Raw genomic sequence first — 23,202 nt, 5'->3', positions numbered from 1 at the left:
TTTACCACAGAGGGCGAGGAATGCACCGGGGATGAGGCAGGCGATTTTCTATCACCGGGATCAGCAAAGCCTCTGGCCAGCAGCAGCCCGAGAACAGGGCCCGCTCACTCTGAGGCTTTGTGCCCAAGGGAAACTTACTCCCCTTTGCGTGATTCCACCGCTTCCGCCAGCTTGTCCAGAATCGCCTGGATATCGCTGTGACGGGTCTTCATGCTGGCGCGATTGACGATCACGCGGGTAGAAATATGTGCAATCAGCTCGGTGGGCTCCAGACCATTGGCCCGCAGGGTATTGCCGGTATCAACAATATCCACGATGCGATCCGCCAGCCCCACCAGGGGCGCCAGCTCCATGGCGCCGTACAGCTTGATCACTTCCGCCTGTTTACCTTGCTCGGCAAAGTAGGCCTTGGCCACGTTGACGAACTTGGTCGCCACGCGCAGGCGACCACCCACATCCGGGGCATCATTTACCGCTGCCACCATGAGCTTGCAGCGAGCGATGTTGAGATCCAGCGGCTCGAACACACCGTCCGCACCATGCTCCATGAGCACATCCTTGCCCGCCACACCAATATCCGCAGCCCCGTGCTGCACATAGGGCGGCACATCAGTGGCACGAATGATGATGATCTTCACATCATCACGAGTGGTATCAAAGATCAGCTTCCGGGAGGCAGACGGATCTTCCAGCAACTCAATCCCGGCCGCTTTCAGCAACGGCAGGGTTTCCTTGAGGATGCGCCCCTTGGACAGGGCAATGGTCAACGGTTTCTGAGACATAGCTTCGGCAGACCTAACGCGGTACACGGCGAATGACCGCGCCCAGCGATTGCAGTTTTTCTTCAATACATTCGTAGCCGCGATCAATGTGGTAGATGCGATCTACAATGGTTTCCCCTTCTGCCGCCAACGCCGCGATCACCAGGGAAGCGGATGCACGCAGGTCGGTGGCCATTACCGGCGCGCCAGTGAGCTGCTCGACACCGCGGCAAATGGCGGTGTTGCCCTGCACTTCGATATCCGAGCCCATGCGATTCATTTCCTGCACGTGCATGAAACGGTTTTCAAATACGGTTTCGACAATGGTCCCGGTGCCTTCGGCAATCAGGTTCAGGGCCATGAACTGGGCCTGCATGTCGGTGGGCATGGCCGGGTAAGGCGCCGTGCGCAGGGACACTGCCTTCGGGCGGCGCCCTTCCATATCCAGCTCAATCCAATCCTCGCCGGTGGTGATTTTAGCGCCTGCTTCCTGCAGCTTCTGCAGCACCGCATCGAGGATGCCCGGCACCGTGTCCTTGGTCTTGATACGGCCACCAGTGATAGCCGCGGCAATCAGATAGGTTCCGGTTTCAATCCGGTCGGCAATCACCTGGTGGTGACAGCTGCCCAGTCGCTCCACCCCTTCAATGGTGATGGTATCGGTTCCGGCGCCGCTGATCTTGCCTCCCATGGCATTGATGAAGTTGGCCAGATCCACCACTTCCGGTTCACGGGCAGCGTTTTCCAGGTAAGTCGTACCATCCGCCAGAGCCGCCGCCATCATCAGGTTCTCGGTACCAGTGACGGTGACCGTATCCATGACAATGCGAGCCCCTTTCAGGCGACCATCCACGGACGCGTGCACATAGCCATTGGCGACCTCGATCTGGGCCCCCATGGCTTCCAGGCCGCTGAGGTGGATATCCACCGGACGGGAACCAATGGCACAGCCGCCCGGCAGTGACACTGTAGCTTTGCCAAAATGAGCGACCATGGGGCCGAGCACCAGAATGGAGGCGCGCATGGTTTTCACCAGTTCATAGGGCGCCACCAGCTCCTTGATGGTGCTGGCATTCACTTCGACCCGCATGCGGTCATCAATCACCACTTCCACGCCCATGCGGCCCAGCAGTTCGATCAGGGTGGTCACATCCTGAAGATGCGGCAGGTTACCCACCGTGACCGGCTCATCCGCCAGCAAGGTGGCAGCGAGAATCGGCAGGGCAGCATTCTTGGCGCCGGAAATCCGGATTTCGCCGTCCAGACGGCGGCCGCCGGTGATGATCAATTTATCCATGAACTGTCTCTAAGGCTTGTCTTGTAAGGCCTGGCGTGTAGCTCAGGCCAGCCCCATCTTCTGGGCTTTTTCCCACTCGGCGGGGGTAAAGGTAATGATCTGTACCGCGTGGATGGTATTGCTCTGGATCTGCTCGTTGATGGTGGCATAGACCAGCTGCTGCTTTTTCACCGGCATCAGGCCGGCAAAGGCCTCTGACACCACGCGAATCTGGAAACGGTCACCGCCACCTTCCACGGCCACATCGGCGCCTTCAAAGCCGGCTTCCACCAGCGCTTTTACCTCTTCCGGATTCATGTTGGCTCCTTTTGGGGGGCATTGACGGGATATTCGGCCCCAAACAGCACAGGAGCGGGCTGGACCCGCTCCATCTCAGGGGCGCAATAATACGCGAGCTGCCGCAGCCTTGCCACGGCGCCTTCCTCAAGAAAACATCAGGCGTCGTCGGCGACCGCCTCATCTTTCAGGCCAGTATCGATTTTGGAGTCTGCTGACCAGTTGTCGATCACCTTGTCCATATCCCCGTACTGGTCCATACCCTGGGCAAACTGGCTCTTGAAGGTGTCGGCCAGATCCAGGCCATTCACGTAGACGTTGATGACCTTCCACTGGTCATCGCGGGAGAACAGGGTATAGAAGATTGGCACCGTTTTGCCGGTGTTGGTCTGAATCTCCATGCGCACCCGTGCATAGTCACCGCGCAAATCCCCCTCCTGCATGGGCAAGGTGGTGATCTGCTGCCCTTCATAAAGCGTAATGCCGGAAGCATAGGTATTGATCAGACTATTCTTGAACACATCCAGAAAACGGTACTTCTGTTCTTTACTGGACGGACCAAAGTAGTCGCCCATGACCATGCGGGTAATCCGCTTGAAATCCACCAGATCCACCAGCTCCTCACGAACCAGCTCTCGGGCCAGCTCCGGATCTGCTTTCAGCTGCTCACGGTCCGCGTCGATGCGGGTGGTCATGCGATCGACCGCATCGATCACCACCTGTCTCGGATCGGTCTGTGCCTGCGCAAAGGCAGCCATGAACATCACGATCAAAGCCGCCGCCCAGGTAAAATATTGTTGTCTTTGCATCCGGTGTCTCCCTGTCATCATCGGGCGGTTTTACGGGGTTCCGCCGCCCCTGTCCAGAACCTGTATGCCATATTGGAGTCATAACCACGCAGAACAGTTCCAAAATCGCTAACACCGAATTGCAGGCAAGTATGATGACCGACCGTGAGACAGCGCCACGAATTGCGTTATTTCGGGTCAACCTTGAGCACATTTGGCGTGTATAATCGCCGCAATTACAGGGAGATTGCATGAGTCACGACCATATCAGCGTCGGCCGGCGGGTACTGGATATCGAAGCTCGCGCCGTCAACGCGCTGAAAGACAGCCTCGATGAACAGTTTTCTGCAGCCTGCGATCAGATGCTCAAGGCGAAAGGTCGCATTATTGTGACCGGCATGGGCAAAAGCGGCCATGTGGGCAACAAGCTGGCCGCCACCCTGGCCAGCACCGGCACCCCTTCTTTCTTTGTGCATCCCGGCGAAGCCTCCCACGGCGACCTGGGTATGATTACCCCGGATGACGTGGTACTGGCACTCTCCAACTCCGGTGAAACCGCCGAGGTGCTGGCCATTTTACCGGTGATCAAACGCAAGGGGACGGTGCTGATCGGCATGACCGGACGGCCCTCATCGACCCTGGCACAGCTGTCAGATGTGCACCTTACCGTGGCCGTGGACGAAGAAGCCTGCCCACATAACCTGGCTCCGACTTCCTCCACTACAGCCGCCCTGGCCATGGGCGATGCACTGGCGATCGCCCTGCTGGAAGCCCGCGGCTTTACCGCCGAGGACTTTGCCCTCAGCCACCCCGGCGGCAGCCTGGGCCGACGCTTGCTGCTCAAGGTGGATGACATCATGCACGCGGGCGAAGCCCTGCCCGCGGTATCCACCGACACCAGTTTCAGTGACGCCCTGCTGGAAATGACCGCCAAGGGGCTGGGCATGACCGCAGTAACCGCCGATGACGGCACCCTCGCCGGAATCTTTACCGACGGTGACCTGCGCCGGCTATTGGACCGGGATCTGGATATCCGCAAGGCCAGCATCGCCGAAGTGATGGTCACCGACCCGATCACCATTGCCACCGGTCATCTGGCCGCCGAGGCCTTGCAGGTCATGGAAAGCCGCAAGATCAACGGTCTGGTCGTGCTGGACGCAGACCGCAAGCCGCTGGGAGCCTTTAACATGCAGGACCTGCTGCGGGCGGGAGTGGTGTAATGCAGATTTCCGCTGTTGATGCCCAGAACCTGCGCCTGATGGCCTTCGACGTGGACGGCGTCATGACCGATGGGCGCATCTATTTCACCCAGGAAGGCGAGGCCATCAAGGTGTTCCACACCCTGGATGGTCACGGCTTGAAAAAGCTCGCTGCCAGTGGCGTCACCCTGGCCATCATCACTGGCCGCAACACCCCAATGGTAGCCAAACGGGCAGCCGATCTGGGTATCCAGCACGTCATTCAGGGCCGTGAAGACAAGGGGGTGGCGCTGGCTGATCTTGCCGATCAACTGGGTATTGCCGCCAGCGAGACCGGCTATGCCGGGGATGACGAGCCGGACGTAAGCGCCCTGGAATGGGCCCGCCTGAGTTTTGCTCCGGCCAACGCCCATGAGTGCGCCAAGCAGGCCGCCGATCACCATACCCAGCGTCGCGGTGGCGAAGGCGCGGTAAGGGAAATCTGTGACGCTATCCTCGCCCAGCGAGGTGCGGCATGAGGCGCCAGGGGCTACTAAGCGCCACCGGCATCCTGCTATTGGGCCTGGTGGTCCTGATGACGCTGCACGAGTGGGACAGCACCCTGCCCGGAGAGGATCAGGCGGTACTGACAGCCCCGGCCATTCTGGCCAAAAACATCACCGCGCGAGCCTACAGCGAGGAAGACGGAGAGCTGCAATATCATCTGATCGCCGACAATCTGATCCAGTATGATCACAACCCGCTTACTGAAATGAACCAGCCGAAGCTGGCCATGGCCAACGACAAGGGCACCTGGACCATTCGCAGCGAGAGTGGCGCCGTGCAGCAAAATGGCAAGCTGATTGTGTTTACCGGCACGGTGGAAGCACGCAACGCGGACCAGAAAATCGAGCTCGACACGGATGAACTCCGTTTTAATAGCGACACCAATATCGCGACCAGCCCCGGCGACGCCACCATCCGCTTTGAAAGCGGCGAGACCCGCGCCGGCGCACTGGAGGCCGATCTCGACAAAGGGGTATTATCCCTCGATCAAGGAGTAGAGAGTGAATTCAATGCCCCGGCATCGTAAGGCTCTGGGCGCCTGCCTGGCCCTGTTTTCCAGCATTGCCTGCGCCGCCCCGGTAGAGGGCCCGATTTCCGTTTCCGCCGATCGCGGCCGTTTTGAGCAGGATGCCGGAACCGGTGTATACAGTGGCAATGTGGAGTTGCTGCAAGGCAACCGCAGCATGCAAGCCGATAAAATGTCGCTGTTCACCAAGAACGGCGAATTGGTTCGAGTGGAAGCGACTGGCAGCCCGGTAAAGCTGTCGGAAGGTGAAGACCTGGAGGCCCACGCTGGCAATCTGGTTTACGACATCAAGGCCCGCACCCTGGTTTTGACTGGCGATGCCTTTATCCGCCACAAGGGCAACACCTTTGAGGGCGCCAAGGTAGAATACAGCCTGGACTCCAAGCGCGTGGATGCCAGCAGTGAAGGCGACCAGCGGGTTCGCCTGGTCATCCCGGCGGAGAACCAGATCCCCGGCAACGACAAGAAAGACAACACAGATTCGGAGTCTTCCAAGCCATGACGCACCTACGCGCCCATCACCTGGCCAAGAGCTATAAAGGCCGCCGGGTGATCGAAGACGTGTCCCTGGACGTAGACTCCGGGCAGATCGTCGGATTACTTGGCCCCAATGGTGCCGGCAAAACCACCTGTTTTTACATGATTGTTGGGCTGGTCGAGGCTGATGCTGGCCGTATTGAAATTAATGAAACCGACATCACCCATCTGCCCATGCATGGTCGCGCCAAGCGAGGCATCGGCTACCTGCCCCAGGAAGCCAGTATCTTTCGCCGTCTGACGGTACAAGAGAACATTATGGCGATCCTGGAAACCCGCAAGGAACTCAGCAAGCAGGAACGCCACGAACGCATGGAAAACCTGCTCAAGGAGTTCCATATCACGCATATCCGCGACTCGCTCGGCATGAGCCTGTCCGGGGGGGAGCGTCGCCGCGCAGAAATTGCCCGCGGTCTGGCCACCGACCCGGACTTCATCCTGCTGGATGAACCTTTCGCCGGGGTCGACCCGATTTCCGTGAACGACATCAAGGGCATCATTCGCCACCTCAAAGAGCGCGGCATTGGCGTGCTGATCACTGACCACAACGTGCGCGAAACCCTGGATATTTGCGATACCGCCTATATCGTCAGTGCCGGCCACATCATCGCCTCCGGCGACGCCGACACCATCCTTTCCAACCAGCAGGTGCGGGATGTGTATCTGGGGGCGGACTTCAGACTTTAGAAAGAATTAATAGTTAATAATGAATAACGTCGCGGGACAGGCTCCCCGTTTTGAACCGAAGGAGGCCGCGCCCAAGAGATGGGCGCGGCCTCCACGCTTGAAGCAGCCGAGCTATCTGACCGCGCAGCTATTAATTATTCATTATTAACTATTAACTCACCCCTCCCTACCACACAAGCATCACTGGCACAATTATTGCTAGTAAGACTTTGAAGCTGCTATTCTCAGGTTTTGGGGATCAATCACCAACCTGAGCAGTATGAAGCCCACACTACAATTACAAATCGGCCAGCAGCTGACCATGACGCCTCAGCTGCAGCAGGCCATCCGCCTCCTCCAGCTCTCCACTCTGGATCTACGCCAGGAGATTCAGCAGGCCGTGGAAAGCAATCCGCTGCTTGAGCTGGCTGACGATTTTGGTGACGATGCCCTCCCCGAAGCTGACGAAGAGCGTCAGGATGACGAACTCAATCCCGAGCGCGACGACGCCCTCGAAGAATTCGTGGACAGCGACCCAGGCATAGAAACCGAATGGGACGACGTCTATTCGGGCCAGAGCAGCAGCTCCGCCACCCTTCCTGACGACGCCGATGAATGGCAGCAGCGCCATTCCGTTTCCGGAAGCCTCCAAGACCACTTGCTGTGGCAGCTGAATCTGACCCCCATGAGCGATGTGGATCGCATCATCGCCATGGCCATCATCGAATCGGTAGACGACCGTGGTTACATGACCACGTCCATTGACGATATTGTCGAGATGGTCAACCAGCAAGAAGGCCTGCTTACTGAGGGTGACGAGCTGGAAGCTGATGAAGTGCTGGCAGTGCAGCACCGGCTGCAGCAGTTTGATCCTCTCGGCGTTGCCAGTATCGATCTGGCTGATTGCCTTGCCGTCCAGCTACGCCAACTGCCAGGGGACACCCCCTATCTGTCCCTGGCCATGGAATTACTGAAACACCTTGAGCTGCTGGAAAAGCATGACTATGCCGCCCTGAGAAGGGTGCTCCAGACCAGTGAGCAGGAGCTACTGGATGCCCTTTCGCTAATCCGTACACTCGATCCTGCACCCGGTGAGCAAATTGGCGAGAGCTCCGTAGACTATGCAGTACCAGACGTGATTGTGCGCCAGCACAATGGACGCTGGCAGGTCAGCCTCAATGATGACATCCTGCCCAAGGTGAACCTGCAGCAACAGTATGCCAGCCTTGCCAGGCAGACCTCCGGGGAAGATGGACAATACCTGAAAAACTGCGTGCAAGAAGCCAAGTGGTTCATCAAGAGTCTGCAAAGCCGCCACGACACCCTGCTCAAGGTGGCCACCCGCATTGTTGAAGTGCAGCAGGACTTCTTTGATTATGGCGAAGAAGCCATGAAACCCCTGGTACTCGCCGACATCGCCGAGGCCGTCGAGATGCACGAATCAACCATCAGTCGGGTTACCAACCAGAAATACATGATGACACCCCGCGGCGTCTTTGAGCTGAAATATTTCTTTTCCAGCCACGTGGGAACAGACGGCGGAGGCGAGTGTTCCTCCACCGCTATTCGTGCCATTATTAAGAAGCTGGTCGCCGCCGAGAATCCCCGCAAGCCGCTCAGTGATAACAAACTGGCCAGCTTGCTCAACGATCAGGGAATCAACGTAGCGCGCCGGACCGTTGCCAAGTATCGTGAGGCAATGAGAATACCGTCATCCAGTGCTCGCAAGCGTTTGGTGTAGGGCACGAATGACGGGCCCAACAAGCAGGTAAAGGAGCCAGCCATGCAAATTAATATCAGCGGTCATCACCTGGAAGTTACCGACGCTCTTCGCACTTATGTCGGCGACAAGTTCTCCCGTCTGGAAAGGCACTTCGACCAGATCACCAGCATCCAGGTAATTCTTTCTCCGGAACCGAAGACTCACAAGGCAGAATCCACCATCCATATTTCCGGGGCAGACCTGTTCGCCACCGCTGAAGCCGACGACATGTATGCGGCCATCGACAAACTGACCGACAAACTTGATCGTCAGATCCTCAAGCACAAGGAAAAGACCGTCAGCCACAAGCACGGTCACTAAACCGAAACGACAATTATGCGAGTTCGCGAAATACTCACCGAAGCACGTACCCATAGCGGAGTACAGGCCAGCAGCAAGAAACAGTTGCTGGATCAGGTTGCACAGCTGGCTGCGGCCGGCTGTGACACCCTGAATGAGCAGGAGGTATTCGATGCGCTGGTAGCCCGGGAAAAACTGGGCTCCACCGGCATCGGTGAAGGCATTGCCATTCCTCACTGCCGCCTGGGACACTGCCAACAACCCGTGGGCCTGCTGCTCAAGCTGGACACCCCCATTGATTTTGACGCTGTTGACGGCCGCCCGGTGGATCTGGTGTTTGTTTTGCTGGTTCCCCAGGAAAATCCCGAACAACATCTCAAGACCCTGAGTCACCTGGCTACACTGTTCAACGACGATGACTATCGCAATGAATTGCGAAGCAGCCAGGACACCCACAAGCTTTACCTGACCGCCGTAGAATCCGAGGCAGAACTCCGACTGGCATCATGATCCGCGAAAGTTACATGCAGCCAACAACCAAGCAGCCACGCAGCCCGGTCGCAAACCCATGAAACTGACCATCATCAGCGGCCGTTCCGGCTCCGGCAAAACCACTGCCCTGCAGGCCATGGAGGACCAGGGTTACTACTGCGTGGATAACCTGCCAGTTGGCATGCTGCCTACCCTCACCAGCCAGCTGAATGATGGCGAGGCCCCCATTGAGCGGGTCGCGGTGGGCATTGATGCCCGAAATGTGCCTGCCCAGCTGCAAGCCTTTGACCGTATTCTGGATGCGCTTCACCAGCAGCAGATCGACACTGAAATTGTCTATCTGGATGCAGACGACAACACCCTGCTCAAGCGCTTCAGCGCCACCCGCCGCCGCCACCCGTTGGGCACAGGCGATCGCACCCTGGAAGACGCCATCCAGCATGAACGGGTACTGCTGGCCAACATCCGTCAGCGCGCTGACCTGGTCATCGACAGCAGCAATTACGAAGTCCATAGCCTGCGAAACCAGATCCGTGAACGGGTTGCCCGCCGCCAGAGCAACTTGTCCCTTCAGCTGGAGTCCTTTGGTTTCAAGAACGGCCTGCCCAATGACGCCGATCTGGTCTTTGATGTCCGCGTACTACCCAACCCCCACTGGGATCCAGCCCTGCGGCCACTGACCGGGATGGACCAGCCCATTATCGATTTTCTGCAGCAGCACCAGGCCAGCCACGACATGCTCGATGACATCAGCGGCTTTGTGCAGCGCTGGCTCCCCGCCTTCGCACACAGTGACCGCAGCTACGTCACTGTCGCCATTGGCTGCACCGGTGGACGACATCGCTCTGTCTTCATTGTGGAGCAGCTGGCAAAACGCTTGCGCGAGCAGGGCATTACCCTGCAGGTACGCCACCGCGAAAAACATTAAGCTGCCTACGCTCCCGGCCCAGGAACACCCGACCCATGATTGAAAAACAACTCGACGTGATCAACAAACTGGGGCTGCATGCACGCGCAGCCGCCAAGGTAGTGAGCGTGGCCTCCCGTTATGACAGCCGCATCCATGTGATTCATAACGGCAACCCCATCGATGCGAAAAGTATCATGGGACTTCTGATGCTGGGTGCAGCCAAAGGCAGCCAGGTCACCTTTCAGGTACAGGGCCCCGATGAAGCGGATGCCATGAACGAACTGGAAGACCTGTTTGCCCGGATGTTCGATGAGGGAGAGTAGGATCGTAATTAATAGTTAATAATGAATAGTTAATAACTAAAACCGGTACCCCCCAGACGTCACGACTGTTACTGTTTACAGGCAATGTCGATAGCTGTTTTTGCATTTCCAGCTATTCACTATTAATTATTAACTATTAACTGATTTTCCAATGCCCGCCGATAGCAGCCGCAGCCAGCAACATCTCAAAGCGATCAACCGCGCGCTCGCCAGTGGTACCTACTCACAGGTTCGCCAGCTGATCAACAACCTGCCCGGCGCAGAAGTCGCTCACCTGATTGAGTCTTCCCCGCCCCGCGAGCGGGAGATTCTTTGGCAACTCCTCAACAAGGAGCAGGAAACAGAAGTTCTCCAGTACCTGGGCGAAGAGGTCCGGGTAGAGCTGCTCCGCAACCTCAGCACCGATGAGCTGGTATCGCTGGTTGAAGAACTGGACACCGATGACCTGGCGGATTTGCTGCAGGAACTGCCGGATCACATCACCAGCCAGGTAATGGCCAGCCTGGACGAGCAGAACCGCGAACGTCTCGAACACGTCATGAGCTACCCGGAGGATACCGCCGGCGGGATCATGAATACCGACGTGATCACGGTACGCCCGGAAATCACTTTCGAGGTAGTACAGCGGTACCTGCGCCTGCGAGGCGAGATTCCACGCACCACGGATAACCTGGCCGTCGTCAACCGGAAGAATCAGTTCATCGGGCTTTTGCCTCTCACCAAGGTTCTGATCAGCGACCCGGGCACCACCGTGCGTGAGGCGATGATCACTGATATCCAGTCCATACCTGCGGCCCTGCCGGCTTCCGAGGTAGCCAAAATCTTCGAGCGGCATGACCTGGTGACTGCGCCCGTGATCGATGAGGAAGGCATGCTGGTGGGCCGAATCACCATTGATGACGTGGTAGACGTGATCATGGAAGAAGCCGATCACTCCCTGATGAGTATGGCCGGCCTGGATGACGACGAGGATACGTTCGGCTCCGTGTGGCAAACCGCCCGCCGCCGCGCCCTGTGGCTGGGCATCAACCTGCTCACGGCCATGGCCGCCTCAGCCGTTATCGGCCTGTTTGAAGCCACACTGGAAAAAGTGGTGGCACTGGCCATTCTCATGCCCATCGTTGCCAGCATGGGTGGGATCGCCGGCAGCCAGACCCTGACGCTGGTGATCCGCGCCATGGCATTGGGCCAAATCCAGTCCAATAACACCCGTTACCTGCTGTTCAAGGAACTGTCAGTGGGCGCCATCAACGGCCTGCTTTGGGCGACAGTGATCGGTATTACCGCCGGACTCTGGTTCAACGATCCCAGTATCGGCCTGGTGATTGGCGTCGCCATGGTCATCAACCTGATCATGGCCGCCTGCGCCGGCGCCTTGCTGCCCATGATCATGAAGAAGATGGGAATCGACCCGGCACTGGCTGGTTCCGTGGTACTGACCACCATCACCGACATCGTCGGCTTCATGGCCTTTCTGGGACTGGCCACCATCCTCTACGCCAATTTGCTGGTTTAACAGACGCAACAAGCAGTACGCTTCACGCAACATGCGAAAACCGCACATGCCACCTGCTCACCGGCCCATCCTTAAGGCGTTTCTGGAATCCTTACCTCGCTGAGGCTCGGATCGCCTGCAGGCAGGTTATTCGCTGCGCTCACCCCTTCGGGGCCGCACTCCGTGCGTTACTCCGCTACGCTACGTTCCTACAGCGGCTTCGTTGAATGCAGAAATTCGGAAACTATTCGGGGTTACCCTATCAAATCAAGCGTAGCTCGTAGCTCAAGCAAAAAAGCCGAAAGGGAAACCCTTCCGGCTTTTTTTATGCGCCTGAGGCCTTATTCCGCAAATACCTGTTTGAAGGAAGCGTAGTAGGCTCCTGCCAGCAACGGCATGGCGAACAGCAATCCGAGCATAAGGGGAATGGAGGCCACCATCACCAGCAGTGTTGCCACGATGCCGTAGATCAACAACGGCACAAAGTTTTTCAGGCAGGCCTTGAAGCTGGTAGCAAGCGCTTCACCCGGCCCCTGATTGCCCAGAAACACCAGCGGAATGCTGAAGTAAAACAGCAGGCCAATCCCCACGAACAGCAGGAACATCACGAACACAACCGCAGCGATTGCACCTCCGCTGGCCGCCGAATCAGGCATAATGCCGGATTCCATGGCATTCAGGGTGTCTGCATCGAAACCCAACACCATGAACACGGCAGCCAACGCCACCACAATTACCACGAAATACACCGCCATCTGGATCAGCGCAAGAATCACCAACGGACCGGTCTTCTCCGAAAAGCCCGCAAACAAATCAGCAAATTCGGCACTGCCTTCACTATCAAGACGGTAGAACATTTTCACCAGTCCGGCATACAGCAGCGTCATGATAAACATGCCAGCCAACCAGCCGATAAAGGGAATGAACTGCACGGCCATGTTCAACAGCATGATCACGATCAGGCTGCCAATCACCAGCCCCCAGTTACCTGACAGCATTTCCTTGCCCTGGCCAAACCAACCCATGGCATCGCCCACTGAAATCTTTTTGGGCTCGCCCAGCGTCAGTTCCCCGCCCTGTACTGGCACCGCCACATCCGCGGTCGGCTGTTGGTATGGATTCATTTCAGACATCATGTTCCCCCACAAATGGATAATGTTATCGCCCTGCGATTTTCATGGGTGACAGCAGCAAAGAACCGCAGGCAATGTTGCCACGACGATCCACATCCGTACCGCTCCCCTGAATACCTCTCAGCATATCGCCAAGATGCCCCGCAATCGTAAACTCTTGAAGCGGCTGTTGTATGACACCGTTCTCAAAAAGGAAACCAGTGGCACCACGGGAGTAGTCGCCAGTAACCACATTGACCCCCTGCCCCATTACTTCCGTCACCAGAATACCTTTGCCCGCTTTTGCCATCAGCGCCTCAAGGGATTCACCGGTATCTGTGACATGAAGATTGCGGACGCCGCCGCCATTGCCAGTGGGAGCCATGCCCAGTCTGCGGCCGGCATACAGGCCCAGTGCGAACTGATTGAGAATGCCATCTTCTATAAAGAACTGGGCGCGGGTAGGCAGACCATCACCGTCAAAAGGCGCAGAAGAATTACCGGCCGGCAGATGCGGCTGTTCACCCAGAGCAAACCCCTTGGGCAACACGGCCTTGCCCAGGCTGTCCTGCAGGAACGAACTGCGACGGTAGATGGAGCCTCCACTGATGGCGGAAACCAGATGACCCAGCAAGCCGGAAGCCACTTGAGGAGCAAAGATGATCGGCAATTCACCCGTCTCCGGGATAATCGCCCCCAACCGGGCCAGGGTACGCTCACGGGCCTGCTCGCCCACCTCCTGAGCACTTTGCAGTGAGGCTCCAATGCGGCCGCCGTCATACCAGTAATCCCGCTGCATTCCCTCGGCATCCTCGGCCACCACACTGCAGACGCGGCTGTGGTGGGTGCCGCGATAACCATGCAGGAACCCTTCAGACGTAGCGAACACGCGCAGACTGGCACCACTGTTCACCGAGGCCCCCTCGGAATTCACGATCCGCTTGTCCGCGCGCGCTACCGTTTCGCAGGCCAGCGCTTCTTCAATAGCGCGCGGCGTGTCCATTTCCCAGGGATGGTAGAGATCCAGGTCGGGAATCTCTTTGGCCAGCTCGGCCGCCGGTGCCAAGCCGGCATATTTATCGGCTTCGGTGTAGCTGGCAATGGCTGCGGCTGCCTTGAGGCTGTCACGCAGGCTATCCCGGCTATCGTCAGAGCTGCTCGCATGGCCCTTGCACAGGCCCTTGAAGACGGTCAGTGAAACACCTCGATCACGGTGGAACTCCACTGTTTCCACCTCCCCCTGACGCACATTGACCGAGAACCCCTGGCTCAGGCTCACATTCACCTCCACCCCATCCAGGCCCAGGCGTTTACCCTCTTCCAGCACCCAGCTGGCCGTGTCTTCTGCCTGGCGCAGCTGCGCTGCGTCGAGTACCGCTGTCGTTACGGGGGAATCAGACATAAAATAGCGCTTCCGTTACCTAGACGATAAATAGTGGATCCGATGACCGAGTATAACGACGACCAGTACACCAGCAAGTCAGAACAGAAACGTGATGACCTGGCCTTGCAGGAACTTGGGCAGTCGCTCATGGAGCTGAAGCAGGGAGAGCAGCAACGGCTACCGCTCAGCGACGGTTTGATAAAAGGTCTGGAGGAGGCTCGCCGCATTACCAGCCACGAAGCGCGCCGCCGCCACTCACTCTACATTGGTCGCCTGGTGCGCGAATCCAACATCGAACAGATTGAGCAGGCACTGGCCGCACTCAATGACCCGTTCCGCCAGCAGCGATTGAGCAACTGGGTAGACCAGATCGCAGCCTGCGATCAACCCCGCGATGCAGACGCCACGCTGCAACAAATCCTGGATGCCTACCCACACGGCGATCGTCAGCAACTGCGCAACCTGACCCGCAACGCACTGAAGTCAAAAGTGGCGGACCCGGACACGGCCAGCGCCGCAGACAAAGACAAATTCAAACGGGAGCGCCGCAAGCTGATGAACTACCTCAATCAGCTGGACAAGACTGCGCCGCTGTATTGATGACGACGCTTCACGCAACACGCCAAAAGCATCACACCCGCGCACCCTTTCAGTGTTCGCGGGCAAGGCGCTTCAAATCCTGGAAGCCTTGGACGCGTTGTAGCTTGCAGTTTGTCAGTTCGGCGCGGTCAGCGTCTCACTCTGCCACCAACTGACAAACCCTTTCCCCACGGACTTCTGCGGCAGGGAATGCTCTTCCTCGGCGATGCCCTGCTCCTGCTCCATGGCGGTCACCCGGCCGCTGGCGGCAGCAAACCAGGCATCAGGGTCATGGATGCCGGCACCCATGTCCTCACCATACAGGGCGCGGCTAAACCAGGTACGCTCGGAATCATCACCACAGCCAAACGAAGTACGATCCTGCGCTGCAGAGGCAAACACCGCTCGCCGTGGCGAAGCCAGCGCATTGACCCACTGGCCGGAATAACAGGCAGACACCACAATCCATTGATGCTTCACTTTCAGGGCATTCAGCCACTGCTTGCCGTCCGCCACGGTCAGGTTATTCAACGGCATATTACGGGTATCCAGCACCAGTTCACCGTTGGAGGTGCCGTGGCTAACGATGTGCACCAGCAGCAGATCCTCCTCCGGATCCATCAGTCCATCCAGCGCGTTCAGGGCTTCATGCACACTGGTGCGGGTCGCCAGCGGCAGTTCATCGCCGCCGCCATTGACCAGTTTTACCTGACGGCGCTTGAGGTCAAGCACGCCGCCAAGCTGTTCGCTGACCCAATCCACTTCCCGGCTGAACACCCCGGAAGTACCGTCGCCGCCAATGGCAAGGAAGTACACGTCACGAACACCTGGCCGCTGCGGCGCCAGCGAAGACAGGACCAGTTGCAGGCGACTGGCTTCGGTATAAAGCCGTGCCTCCATCCCTGATGCCTGCGCCTTCTCGCGTTGCTCGTAGGCCTGCTTGCTGGGGTAGTAGTCGCCAGCAACAAAGTATCCTTTTTCTTCCACAGGTCCATTTTCACCGGGAAGGATGCGAACCCCCTTGCCCTGCGCCTGACCGTTCTCAAACTGCGCTCTGATCACAACACCATCAGGCCGGGTCAGCTCGCCTTTGCCATCAAAGCTGAACCACTCGAACTCCCCCTGGTAAACCATGCCACTCTGGTTCTGATAACGGCCGGATTCCAGAAAGCCGTCAACAAACTGGCCTTCAAATTCTTCTCCGGACGCGGTGGTCCACTTGCCCTTACCGTGAGGCTGAAAATGCTGAAATTCACCTTGGTAAGTGTTGTCGTCCAGGTAGGCCGCTGAGCCCTTGATCAGCTCACCATTTTTAAAGGTTCCCTGGTAGCTGCTGCCGTCGCAGTCATAGCGCCCCTCACCGTTCAGCACGCCCTGAACGAAGTCACCTTCCTGAACACAACCATCGCGGTCTTCCAGTCGCCCCTTTCCGGTCATCAGACCCTGGCGGAATTCACCGCTGTAACGACGCCCATCCGGCCATGTCAGCACGCCCTGACCATGGAACAGGTTGTCTTCAATATCACCGTCATATACCGCGCCATCCGGCAGCTGGATATCTGCGGGCAACTGTAGCGGATCACAGGCAGCCAGGAGTAACGGCAGCAGCAAGGCAACGATCTTGTTCATCTTGTTGGTTCCGTTTACAGCGACCCAAAAAGGAGACGTTCAGCCTGCGGCCAGCTTGAACTGCGCCAGCTGAGAGGAAGTGCGCCGCAGATGCACACACAGCAGGCGGGCGATATTTTCCATGACCTGGGTCGCCGCGCTGGGACTGCGCTTGCGCAACTGATCGAGCCCCTTGTGGGTCAGTACTATCAGGGTGGCATCCTCCGCCACCCTGACCGTGGCAGAGCGTGGCTCGTTATCGACCAGGGCCATCTCGCCCATGGAATCCCCCGCATGCAGATGCGCAATTACCACTTCACCGCCGTCCACATTGGTCTTCACGATATCCAGGGAACCACGCACCACAAAGCAGACGAAATCACTACGGTCTCCCTCTTCGCATACCGTCTGCCCGGCGGACACCCGATTCACAAACACCAGCGTTTCCAGTAGTTCGAGCTCATCCTCACTTAAACCCTCAAACAGACGCATCCGCGCCAGGGTGTCCAGCACCGAGGACATCAGGCAGTTCCCCCAACCGTGAGAGCATCCACTCGCAGCGTCGGTTGGCCGACCCCCACCGGGACGGACTGGCCTTCCTTGCCGCACACGCCGATGCCGGAATCCAGTGCCAGGTCGTTACCCACCATGGAAATGCGGTCCATCACTTCAGCACCGCTGCCAATCAGGGTCGCCCCTTTCACCGGGCAGACAATCTTGCCCTTTTCCACCAGATAAGCCTCGCTGGTGGAAAACACAAAGCGACCTGAGGTGATATCTACCTGGCCACCCGCAAAGTTCACTGCATAGATACCACGGTCGAGGCTGGCGATAATTTCTTCCGGATCACTCTCGCCCGGCAGCATATAAGTGTTGGTCATGCGCGGCATGGGAAGGTGCGCATAAGACTCCCGGCGGCCATTGCCGGTGGGAGCCACCCCCATCAGTCGGGCATTGGTCTTGTCTTGCATGTAGCCCACCAGTTTGCCTTTGTCGATCAGGGTATTGCAGGCGCTGGGGGTCCCCTCATCGTCCACATTGAGCGAGCCACGACGATCCAGCAGGGTGCCATCATCAACCACCGTGCACAGACTGGAGGCCACCTGCTGGCCCAGTTTTTTGGCAAACATGGAAGTGCCCTTGCGATTGAAGTCCCCTTCCAGGCCGTGTCCCACCGCTTCATGCAACAGGACTCCCGGCCAGCCGGGCCCCAAGACCACCGGCATGGAGCCCGCCGGGGCCGCTTCCGCTTCCAAATTCAGCAATGCGCCACGCACCGCTTCCCGGGCCCAGCTTTCCACACGATTATCCTGCAGCAGCCAGTCATAGCTGACGCGACCGCCGCCACCCGCGCTGCCGCGCTCGCGACGGCCATTCCGTTCGGCAATCACACTCACATTACAGCGGATCAATGGCCGCACATCTGCAGCCAGGGTGCCATCGCTGGCCACCACCATGACCACGTCCTGAACTGCACTGAGGCTGGCCGTTACTTCCACAATGGCCGGATCCAGTGAACGGGCCAGGGCATCCAGACGCTGCAGCAGCGCCACTTTTTCTTCCGCTGGCCAGCCCTGCAGGGGATCCAGCGCCTGATAGCGGACCGGCGCCTGGCTACTGGCCAGGCGGATCTGACGATCCTGCCCCTGACGAGTAATCGCCCGGGCCGCTCCGCTGGCCTGCTGCAGGGCCGCAAGCGTGATGTCATCGCTGTAGGCAAAGCCGGTCTTGTCCCCCTGAACAATGCGCACGCCGGCGCCCCGCTCGGTGCTGAAACTGGCGTCACGGACAATGCCATCTTCCAGCACCCAGGCCTCATGGCGACTGTGCTGGAAATAGATATCGGCATAATCCGCCTGCCCGGTCAGCTTACCGTTAAGCAAGGATTCCAGCTGGCCGGTGTGCAAGTTCGCAGGGGCCAACAGAATGGATTCAGCAATGGACAGGGTATCGCTCATCAGGGACCTTTAATCTGGAGTCGTTGGTGACGTTGCACCGGGATACGTTGGCGAAGTTCCTTCATGGTAGCAAGGTCCAGCTCGGCAACAAGCACATCAGGATGATCATCCAGAGCAGCAATCACGTCTCCCCACGGATTGGCTAGCAGGGAACGACCGAAGCTGGCACGACGCGGCGCATGCTGACCACACTGGTTCGCGCCCAGTGTATAGCAACCCGTCTGTACCGCTGTGGCCCGCAGCAGCAACTCCCAGTGGGCCGCACCGGTCACCGCCGTAAATGCCGAAGGGTAGACCAGTAGATCGGCCCCATCCCTTGCCAGCTGCTGCGCGAGAGCCGGGAAGCGCAGGTCATAGCAGATCGCCAGCCCCACTTTCAGTCCAGCCAACGTCACCACCTGAGTCTGGTCTCCCGGCTCAAAAACGTCCGATTCGCAGTAACGTCCCTGGGCATCATTGACCTGGGCATCGAACAAATGAAGCTTGTCGTACGTGCCCTGCACCCTGCCATTTTCATCAATGGCCAGGCTACGGGCCCGCACCAGTGGAGCCGGCACCGGGCTGCCGTCCAGCCTTTCCCCGGCAGGGATACTCCCCCCAATAATGGCCATACCCAGGGTTTTTGCCTGCTCGCAAAGCCATTCTTTCAGCCAGACATACTGGGCAGAGAGGCTACGGTAATCGCCACCATACTGGGCAAAATTCTCCGGTAGCACCGCCAGCGCCGCGCCCGCATCGGCCGCTTGCCGCAAGCCGCGCCGGGCCGCATCCAGATTGGCCTGGACCTCACTGCCGCTGGTCATCTGGATTGCCGCCAACCTCACTGTCTGCGTCATTCGAATATCCCTTCGGTCTCAGTCACTTTCGGGTTAGCCCAGGTGCCCGTTACCGCATATTCCAGGGTGGCAGTGCGATCCAGCTTGTCGCCCCAGATCCGCTCCACCACAAAAATGCCGGCGCAGGCCGCGGGACCTGCCAGGCAACCCGCATAAAGGTTACTGGACAGCGGCAGGGTCACTTCCATCTTGTGATCAAGGGTTTCCTTGTCCAGATTCATCTGCCCCTGCACTTCAATCTGGGCCGACGGAGAGCGAATCTGCAGATTCGTGGTCGATACCAACGGGCCCTCAATCAGGAAGTCACCAGTAATGCTGTCGCAGCTCAAACCTTTCTTGTACAGATCGGAAAAATTAAGTCGCAGCCGTCGCTGGATGGTGCCCAAATTCAACACCCCAAGCACCCGCAGGAATGACGTTTTGGTGTCAGTCTCAGGGATGCGGCATTCGCCGATATCCACGCGAGCCTGACCATCCAGTGCAAGATAGTCCGGGTTCAGCGGCCAGTCCTGCCATCCCAGCACCACTTTGGCCTGGGCATCGTCCGATTGAATCAACTCAGGCATATCCCAGGCTTTCAGCGCTCTTTCCAGCTTTTCTGCCTTCACAAGACCACTGAAGCGACTGTACTGACTGCCACTATCTCCAGCTTGCTCTGTCCAGTCCAGACTGCCCTCGATCTCGGTAAAGCGCCAGTTGCCTACCAGGTTGGAAATACGCACACCTTGTGCCAGCGGACGAACACTCCCCTTCCACTCACCGTACTCTTCGCCATCAACCCTCAAGTTATCGAGACGGGCATCCATGGGCGGGAGCTGCAGGGGGGAAACTGGTGGCGTCACGGCATCTCCCTCTTCCACCGCAGGCATGGCAATATTCATTCGACTGACCGACAACGAGAGCGGTTTGTCACCGCGCGCTTCAAAACCCTCGGGAATGCGTACCGAACCCGCAATGGCCTTGCTGCTGAGGGCCAGATCCCAGCCCTGATTGGTCGGCAACACTGAAAGGCTGGCATCGTTCACATTCACGCCAAAAAGATCCAGCGACTCAATCCGCAGGCTGACTTTACTGATCGACGCTTCAGCTTCTGCTTCATTACCGGAGGCCTCCCCCGGATCACGCTCAAAAGCGGGCACCATTTTCTCGGAAATAAAATCAATCCAGTCCGCCGCATTAGCCCTGGCAAGCTGACCGCGCAGAGAGATACCAGACTCCGGCAGAGTCAGGCTGCCAGCCCCCACCACCACATCCCCGCGCAACGGGGTCTGCCCGATGGCCATCCGCCCACGCCAGAGGTTGCCCACATCCAGGTACAAGTTCTGACGGGAACCCTCTCCGCGAATTTCCACATCCAGACTGCTTTCCGTATCCGCCTTTTTCCCCAGCGGTGCCGGCGCATCCACGGCCACTCCGCGCAAGGACGAGTGCGCACGAAGGGCAAACCCCGTCTCTTTCCAGGGTATATCCATTGTCATTTCCAGGGGCATATCTCCGCTGGCTGGCGACAACCAGGCAAAGCCCAGCCAGTCGCGTAACTGGCTCACAGGCAACGCGCCCTGCAGCGCCAACTGACTTCCCTGCGGGTTTGTTTCCCAGCGCCCGGTAACCTTGCCGCCCAATACAGACGCTTGCAGTTCCGGGATCTGCACCCCGTCGCGAAGGTGGAAATACACGGGCGCTTTCACGTCACTGACGATCAGTTTACGTGCCGGGTTTTCAAGCACACCCTGCTCAACACGACCATCCACAATGACTGTCAGCCCCTCATCTTTGGCTGGCTTGAAGGGAAAATCCAGCAGCAGGCGGCCATCCACGTTGCCCGCCTGCATACGCCAGTCCAGAAGCTCTTCCGGCAACTGCTTTTGCAGAGGCGTGTCGTGCATCAGCGAGTCCAGATCTGCCAGCGGCCCTTTCAACTTGCCGGAGACAATCAATCTCGGCCCTTGCTCGGTAGCGAATGCAGGGACGTCGACATACACCTGGCTTACTTCGCTACCGTAGATGTTGCCTTTCGAGGCAATCCCCCTGACTTCACGGCCATTAATAAACACATCCGCCGTCACATTACGGGCCAGGGGCCATTCGGGGAGGATTGACATGACAATATCCTCGCCCTGATATCGCATCTGGAAGGTACGGTCCTGCTGGTGATCCGGGTCAATTTTGACAGGCCCCTGATAGAGCAGCTGGCCTCGCCTCAAGTGCCCGCCCTGCAAGGCCTGGCCCAGCCAGTCGGCCAGGCCATCGGACAATTTGCGCAACGGGATATAGCGGCTCGCCTGAGCCCCGTCACCGTCATAGATCTCCGCGGCCAGGCGCAACTCGGGCACCTGCCCCTTGCTCACCTTCACCGACACCATGGCCTCGCCATGGGCGTCGTCATTCACAACGCGCAACCTGCCGCTACGCACCGTCAAGTCATCCCCGTCGCGGCGCCAGTCGAGCACCCCGGCCATCTGCCCGGCCAGGGGCTGGTCGAATAGCAAAGGCAGATTCAGTGCCAGGCTATCGCTGTAAAGATGAACACGTCCCTGCTCTGAATTACCGGAGACCCATCCACTCAGGCGAGAAACTCCCGGAAGTTTGCCACTGGCCTGATTGCCAAGCCCGGTAAAACGAGCCTGAAAATTTTCCAGGGAACGGCCAACACCCCGGACATAGAGGCCATCCACCACACCTTGGGGCGACAAGGCCTTGAGTAATTCACGAAGCTTGTCAGCCTTCTCGGGCAGGGCAAACGGCCATTGCTGCAGCTGCTGACTAAGCGCACGCAACGGCAAATCTCCGGTGCGTGCCTGCCAGCTTCGCTGCTCACCTTCGGTATCCCATTGCAACGCCATATCACCCAGTCGCAGCTGGCCGGCGGCCGTCTGCCCGCTCAGATTCAGCAGGCTTAACACCGCCTGATCATCATCGCGCTTGAGTGCCAGGCGAGCGGAAACGGCGGACAGAGGCCAGAGCATCTTGTCATCACGCAGGGTCACCGCCGGCATTGACAGGGCAAGCTGACCTTCCTGCGGTTGCCCGGCTTCCAGGCTCCCCCAGAATTCCAGCTTGCCTTGCAGTCCCTCCACCGACAGCGGCAATTTCAGGGTCGAAGGCAGCCACTCTTCAAGACGTTGCCCGCGCACCTTGAGATACAGGTCCGCATCCACCTCATCCAGAGCAAAGGCATCATCATAAAGATGCGCCTTGGCTTCCAGCCGAAGGGGACGGTCCCGGGCCTCTACGTTCAGAGACAGCAGGTGATTGTCGCCATCATTGATGAGGGTAGCGCTCAATCTGGAGGCGGCCAACGGCGGCATTCCCGGCCAGTCCAGAGACAACTGTGCGTCATGGACGGTCAGCAACTGCTGGCGGTAAAAAATGCGCAAAAAGCGCTCTATGGGCGCGGGCTCGTTGCTGGCAGAACTGTTCTTGATATCCAGGCCGCGCAAGCGCACCTTGCCATCGTCACCTCGCACCAGGTGCAAGGCCACCCCTTTGATGCGCAGCTCCTTCAACACCAGGTCACGGACCAGCAGGGAGCGCAGGACATCGACACTCAGCACCACTTCCTGCAATTCCAGCGGGGACTCTCCCTCCGGGGCCGGCAAACGTATGCGGCGCGCTACAAACTGCGGCACAAGCCCTGCCATCTTCCCTTCAAGCTCATCAATGACCAGGGGCGTCTGAGCCTTCTCCTCGAACAACAACTCCAGCTTTTCTCGGTAATCCGGCACCAGCAACATCGCCTGGCGGGCCAGTACCACATAGGCCGCCACCAACAGCAGGCACAGTGCCACCAGGCCCCAGAGGGACAGGTAGAGTCGTCGCCAGGTTTTAAAAGGTATCTTCGCCATGT

The 23,202-nt window shown here is 58.4% G+C and carries 23 protein-coding genes; 12 read left to right on the top strand and 11 right to left on the bottom strand.

Features of this window, described 5'->3' with window-relative positions; genetic code table 11:
* Nucleotides 1–134: 134 nt before the first annotated feature.
* The 4 genes from hisG to GFN93_RS16930 form a co-directional block, all read right to left on the bottom strand.
* On the bottom strand, nt 135–782 hold the full coding sequence (gene hisG, locus GFN93_RS16945; protein WP_153502482.1) for an ATP phosphoribosyltransferase: 648 nt from the start codon (nt 780–782) through the stop codon (nt 135–137).
* 13 nt (nt 783–795) lie between these two features.
* On the bottom strand, nt 796–2,058 hold the full coding sequence (murA, locus tag GFN93_RS16940; RefSeq protein ID WP_153502481.1) for a UDP-N-acetylglucosamine 1-carboxyvinyltransferase: 1,263 nt from the start codon (nt 2,056–2,058) through the stop codon (nt 796–798).
* 42 nt (nt 2,059–2,100) lie between these two features.
* A complete protein-coding gene (locus tag GFN93_RS16935; protein ID WP_153502480.1) occupies nt 2,101–2,355 on the bottom strand; it encodes a BolA family protein in 255 nt (84 codons plus the stop codon).
* Between the two features lie 137 nt (nt 2,356–2,492).
* Entirely contained in the window at nt 2,493–3,143 is a 651-nt protein-coding gene (locus GFN93_RS16930; protein WP_153502479.1) for an MlaC/ttg2D family ABC transporter substrate-binding protein, read from the bottom strand.
* Between the two features lie 230 nt (nt 3,144–3,373).
* On the opposite strand from GFN93_RS16930, the gene GFN93_RS16925 reads away from it, so the two are divergent.
* From GFN93_RS16925 to mgtE, 11 genes are all read left to right on the top strand, one after another.
* The gene (locus GFN93_RS16925; RefSeq protein WP_153502478.1) at nt 3,374–4,342 is read left to right on the top strand and encodes a KpsF/GutQ family sugar-phosphate isomerase; all 969 of its coding nucleotides are present in this window, start codon (nt 3,374–3,376) and stop codon (nt 4,340–4,342) included.
* Nucleotides 4,342–4,839: a KdsC family phosphatase gene (locus GFN93_RS16920; protein ID WP_153502477.1), complete on the top strand. Its 498-nt coding sequence runs from the start codon at nt 4,342–4,344 to the stop codon at nt 4,837–4,839. The genes GFN93_RS16925 and GFN93_RS16920 overlap by 1 nt, the downstream gene beginning before the upstream one ends.
* Nucleotides 4,836–5,393, top strand: a complete 558-nt coding sequence (gene lptC, locus GFN93_RS16915; protein ID WP_153502476.1) for an LPS export ABC transporter periplasmic protein LptC — start codon at nt 4,836–4,838, stop codon at nt 5,391–5,393. Before GFN93_RS16920 ends, lptC begins: the two co-directional genes overlap by 4 nt.
* A complete protein-coding gene (gene lptA / locus GFN93_RS16910) occupies nt 5,377–5,895 on the top strand; it encodes a lipopolysaccharide transport periplasmic protein LptA (protein ID WP_153502533.1) in 519 nt (172 codons plus the stop codon). The genes lptC and lptA overlap by 17 nt, the downstream gene beginning before the upstream one ends.
* Nucleotides 5,892–6,617 (top strand): LPS export ABC transporter ATP-binding protein, encoded by a 726-nt coding sequence (gene lptB, locus GFN93_RS16905; protein ID WP_153502475.1) that lies wholly within the window; start codon nt 5,892–5,894, stop codon nt 6,615–6,617. Before lptA ends, lptB begins: the two co-directional genes overlap by 4 nt.
* A 259-nt stretch (nt 6,618–6,876) precedes the next feature.
* Nucleotides 6,877–8,337, top strand: a complete 1,461-nt coding sequence (locus tag GFN93_RS16900) for an RNA polymerase factor sigma-54 (protein ID WP_153502474.1) — start codon at nt 6,877–6,879, stop codon at nt 8,335–8,337.
* Nucleotides 8,338–8,379: 42 nt separating this feature from the next.
* Nucleotides 8,380–8,679, top strand: a complete 300-nt coding sequence (gene hpf / locus GFN93_RS16895) for a ribosome hibernation-promoting factor, HPF/YfiA family (RefSeq protein WP_153502473.1) — start codon at nt 8,380–8,382, stop codon at nt 8,677–8,679.
* A gap of 15 nt (nt 8,680–8,694) precedes the next feature.
* On the top strand, nt 8,695–9,168 hold the full coding sequence (ptsN, locus tag GFN93_RS16890; protein ID WP_153502472.1) for a PTS IIA-like nitrogen regulatory protein PtsN: 474 nt from the start codon (nt 8,695–8,697) through the stop codon (nt 9,166–9,168).
* Between the two features lie 58 nt (nt 9,169–9,226).
* Nucleotides 9,227–10,078 (top strand): RNase adapter RapZ, encoded by an 852-nt coding sequence (gene rapZ / locus GFN93_RS16885; RefSeq protein ID WP_153502471.1) that lies wholly within the window; start codon nt 9,227–9,229, stop codon nt 10,076–10,078.
* Between the two features lie 35 nt (nt 10,079–10,113).
* On the top strand, nt 10,114–10,383 hold the full coding sequence (locus GFN93_RS16880) for an HPr family phosphocarrier protein (RefSeq protein WP_153502470.1): 270 nt from the start codon (nt 10,114–10,116) through the stop codon (nt 10,381–10,383).
* 151 nt (nt 10,384–10,534) lie between these two features.
* Nucleotides 10,535–11,899 (top strand): magnesium transporter, encoded by a 1,365-nt coding sequence (mgtE, locus tag GFN93_RS16875; protein ID WP_153502469.1) that lies wholly within the window; start codon nt 10,535–10,537, stop codon nt 11,897–11,899.
* 320 nt (nt 11,900–12,219) lie between these two features.
* Here the strand turns inward: mgtE and GFN93_RS16870 are convergent, their stop codons facing one another.
* Nucleotides 12,220–13,002, bottom strand: a complete 783-nt coding sequence (locus GFN93_RS16870; protein WP_235902110.1) for a BPSS1780 family membrane protein — start codon at nt 13,000–13,002, stop codon at nt 12,220–12,222.
* A 34-nt stretch (nt 13,003–13,036) separates the two neighbouring features.
* Complete coding sequence (pmbA, locus tag GFN93_RS16865) at nt 13,037–14,392, bottom strand: metalloprotease PmbA (protein WP_153502467.1); 1,356 nt, start codon at nt 14,390–14,392, stop codon at nt 13,037–13,039.
* Nucleotides 14,393–14,434: 42 nt separating this feature from the next.
* Between pmbA and yjgA the strand changes: the two genes are divergently transcribed.
* Entirely contained in the window at nt 14,435–14,974 is a 540-nt protein-coding gene (yjgA, locus tag GFN93_RS16860; RefSeq protein ID WP_153502466.1) for a ribosome biogenesis factor YjgA, read from the top strand.
* 114 nt (nt 14,975–15,088) lie between these two features.
* Here the strand turns inward: yjgA and GFN93_RS16855 are convergent, their stop codons facing one another.
* The 5 genes from GFN93_RS16855 to GFN93_RS16835 are packed head-to-tail and all read right to left on the bottom strand — an operon-like array spanning nt 15,089 to nt 23,200.
* On the bottom strand, nt 15,089–16,582 hold the full coding sequence (locus GFN93_RS16855) for a C13 family peptidase (RefSeq protein ID WP_153502465.1): 1,494 nt from the start codon (nt 16,580–16,582) through the stop codon (nt 15,089–15,091).
* A 39-nt stretch (nt 16,583–16,621) separates the two neighbouring features.
* On the bottom strand, nt 16,622–17,083 hold the full coding sequence (locus GFN93_RS16850; protein ID WP_153502464.1) for a Crp/Fnr family transcriptional regulator: 462 nt from the start codon (nt 17,081–17,083) through the stop codon (nt 16,622–16,624).
* Nucleotides 17,083–18,519, bottom strand: a complete 1,437-nt coding sequence (tldD, locus tag GFN93_RS16845) for a metalloprotease TldD (RefSeq protein ID WP_153502463.1) — start codon at nt 18,517–18,519, stop codon at nt 17,083–17,085. The genes GFN93_RS16850 and tldD overlap by 1 nt, the downstream gene beginning before the upstream one ends.
* On the bottom strand, nt 18,519–19,355 hold the full coding sequence (locus GFN93_RS16840) for a carbon-nitrogen hydrolase family protein (RefSeq protein ID WP_153502462.1): 837 nt from the start codon (nt 19,353–19,355) through the stop codon (nt 18,519–18,521). The genes tldD and GFN93_RS16840 overlap by 1 nt, the downstream gene beginning before the upstream one ends.
* On the bottom strand, nt 19,352–23,200 hold the full coding sequence (locus tag GFN93_RS16835; protein ID WP_153502461.1) for a YhdP family protein: 3,849 nt from the start codon (nt 23,198–23,200) through the stop codon (nt 19,352–19,354). Before GFN93_RS16835 ends, GFN93_RS16840 begins: the two co-directional genes overlap by 4 nt.
* Nucleotides 23,201–23,202 lie beyond the last annotated feature (2 nt).

Origin of the sequence: Alcanivorax sediminis (genome assembly GCF_009601165.1) — a bacterium.
GTDB lineage: Bacteria > Pseudomonadota > Gammaproteobacteria > Pseudomonadales > Alcanivoracaceae > Alcanivorax > Alcanivorax sediminis.
This window is presented reverse-complemented; position numbering and strand designations above follow the sequence as displayed.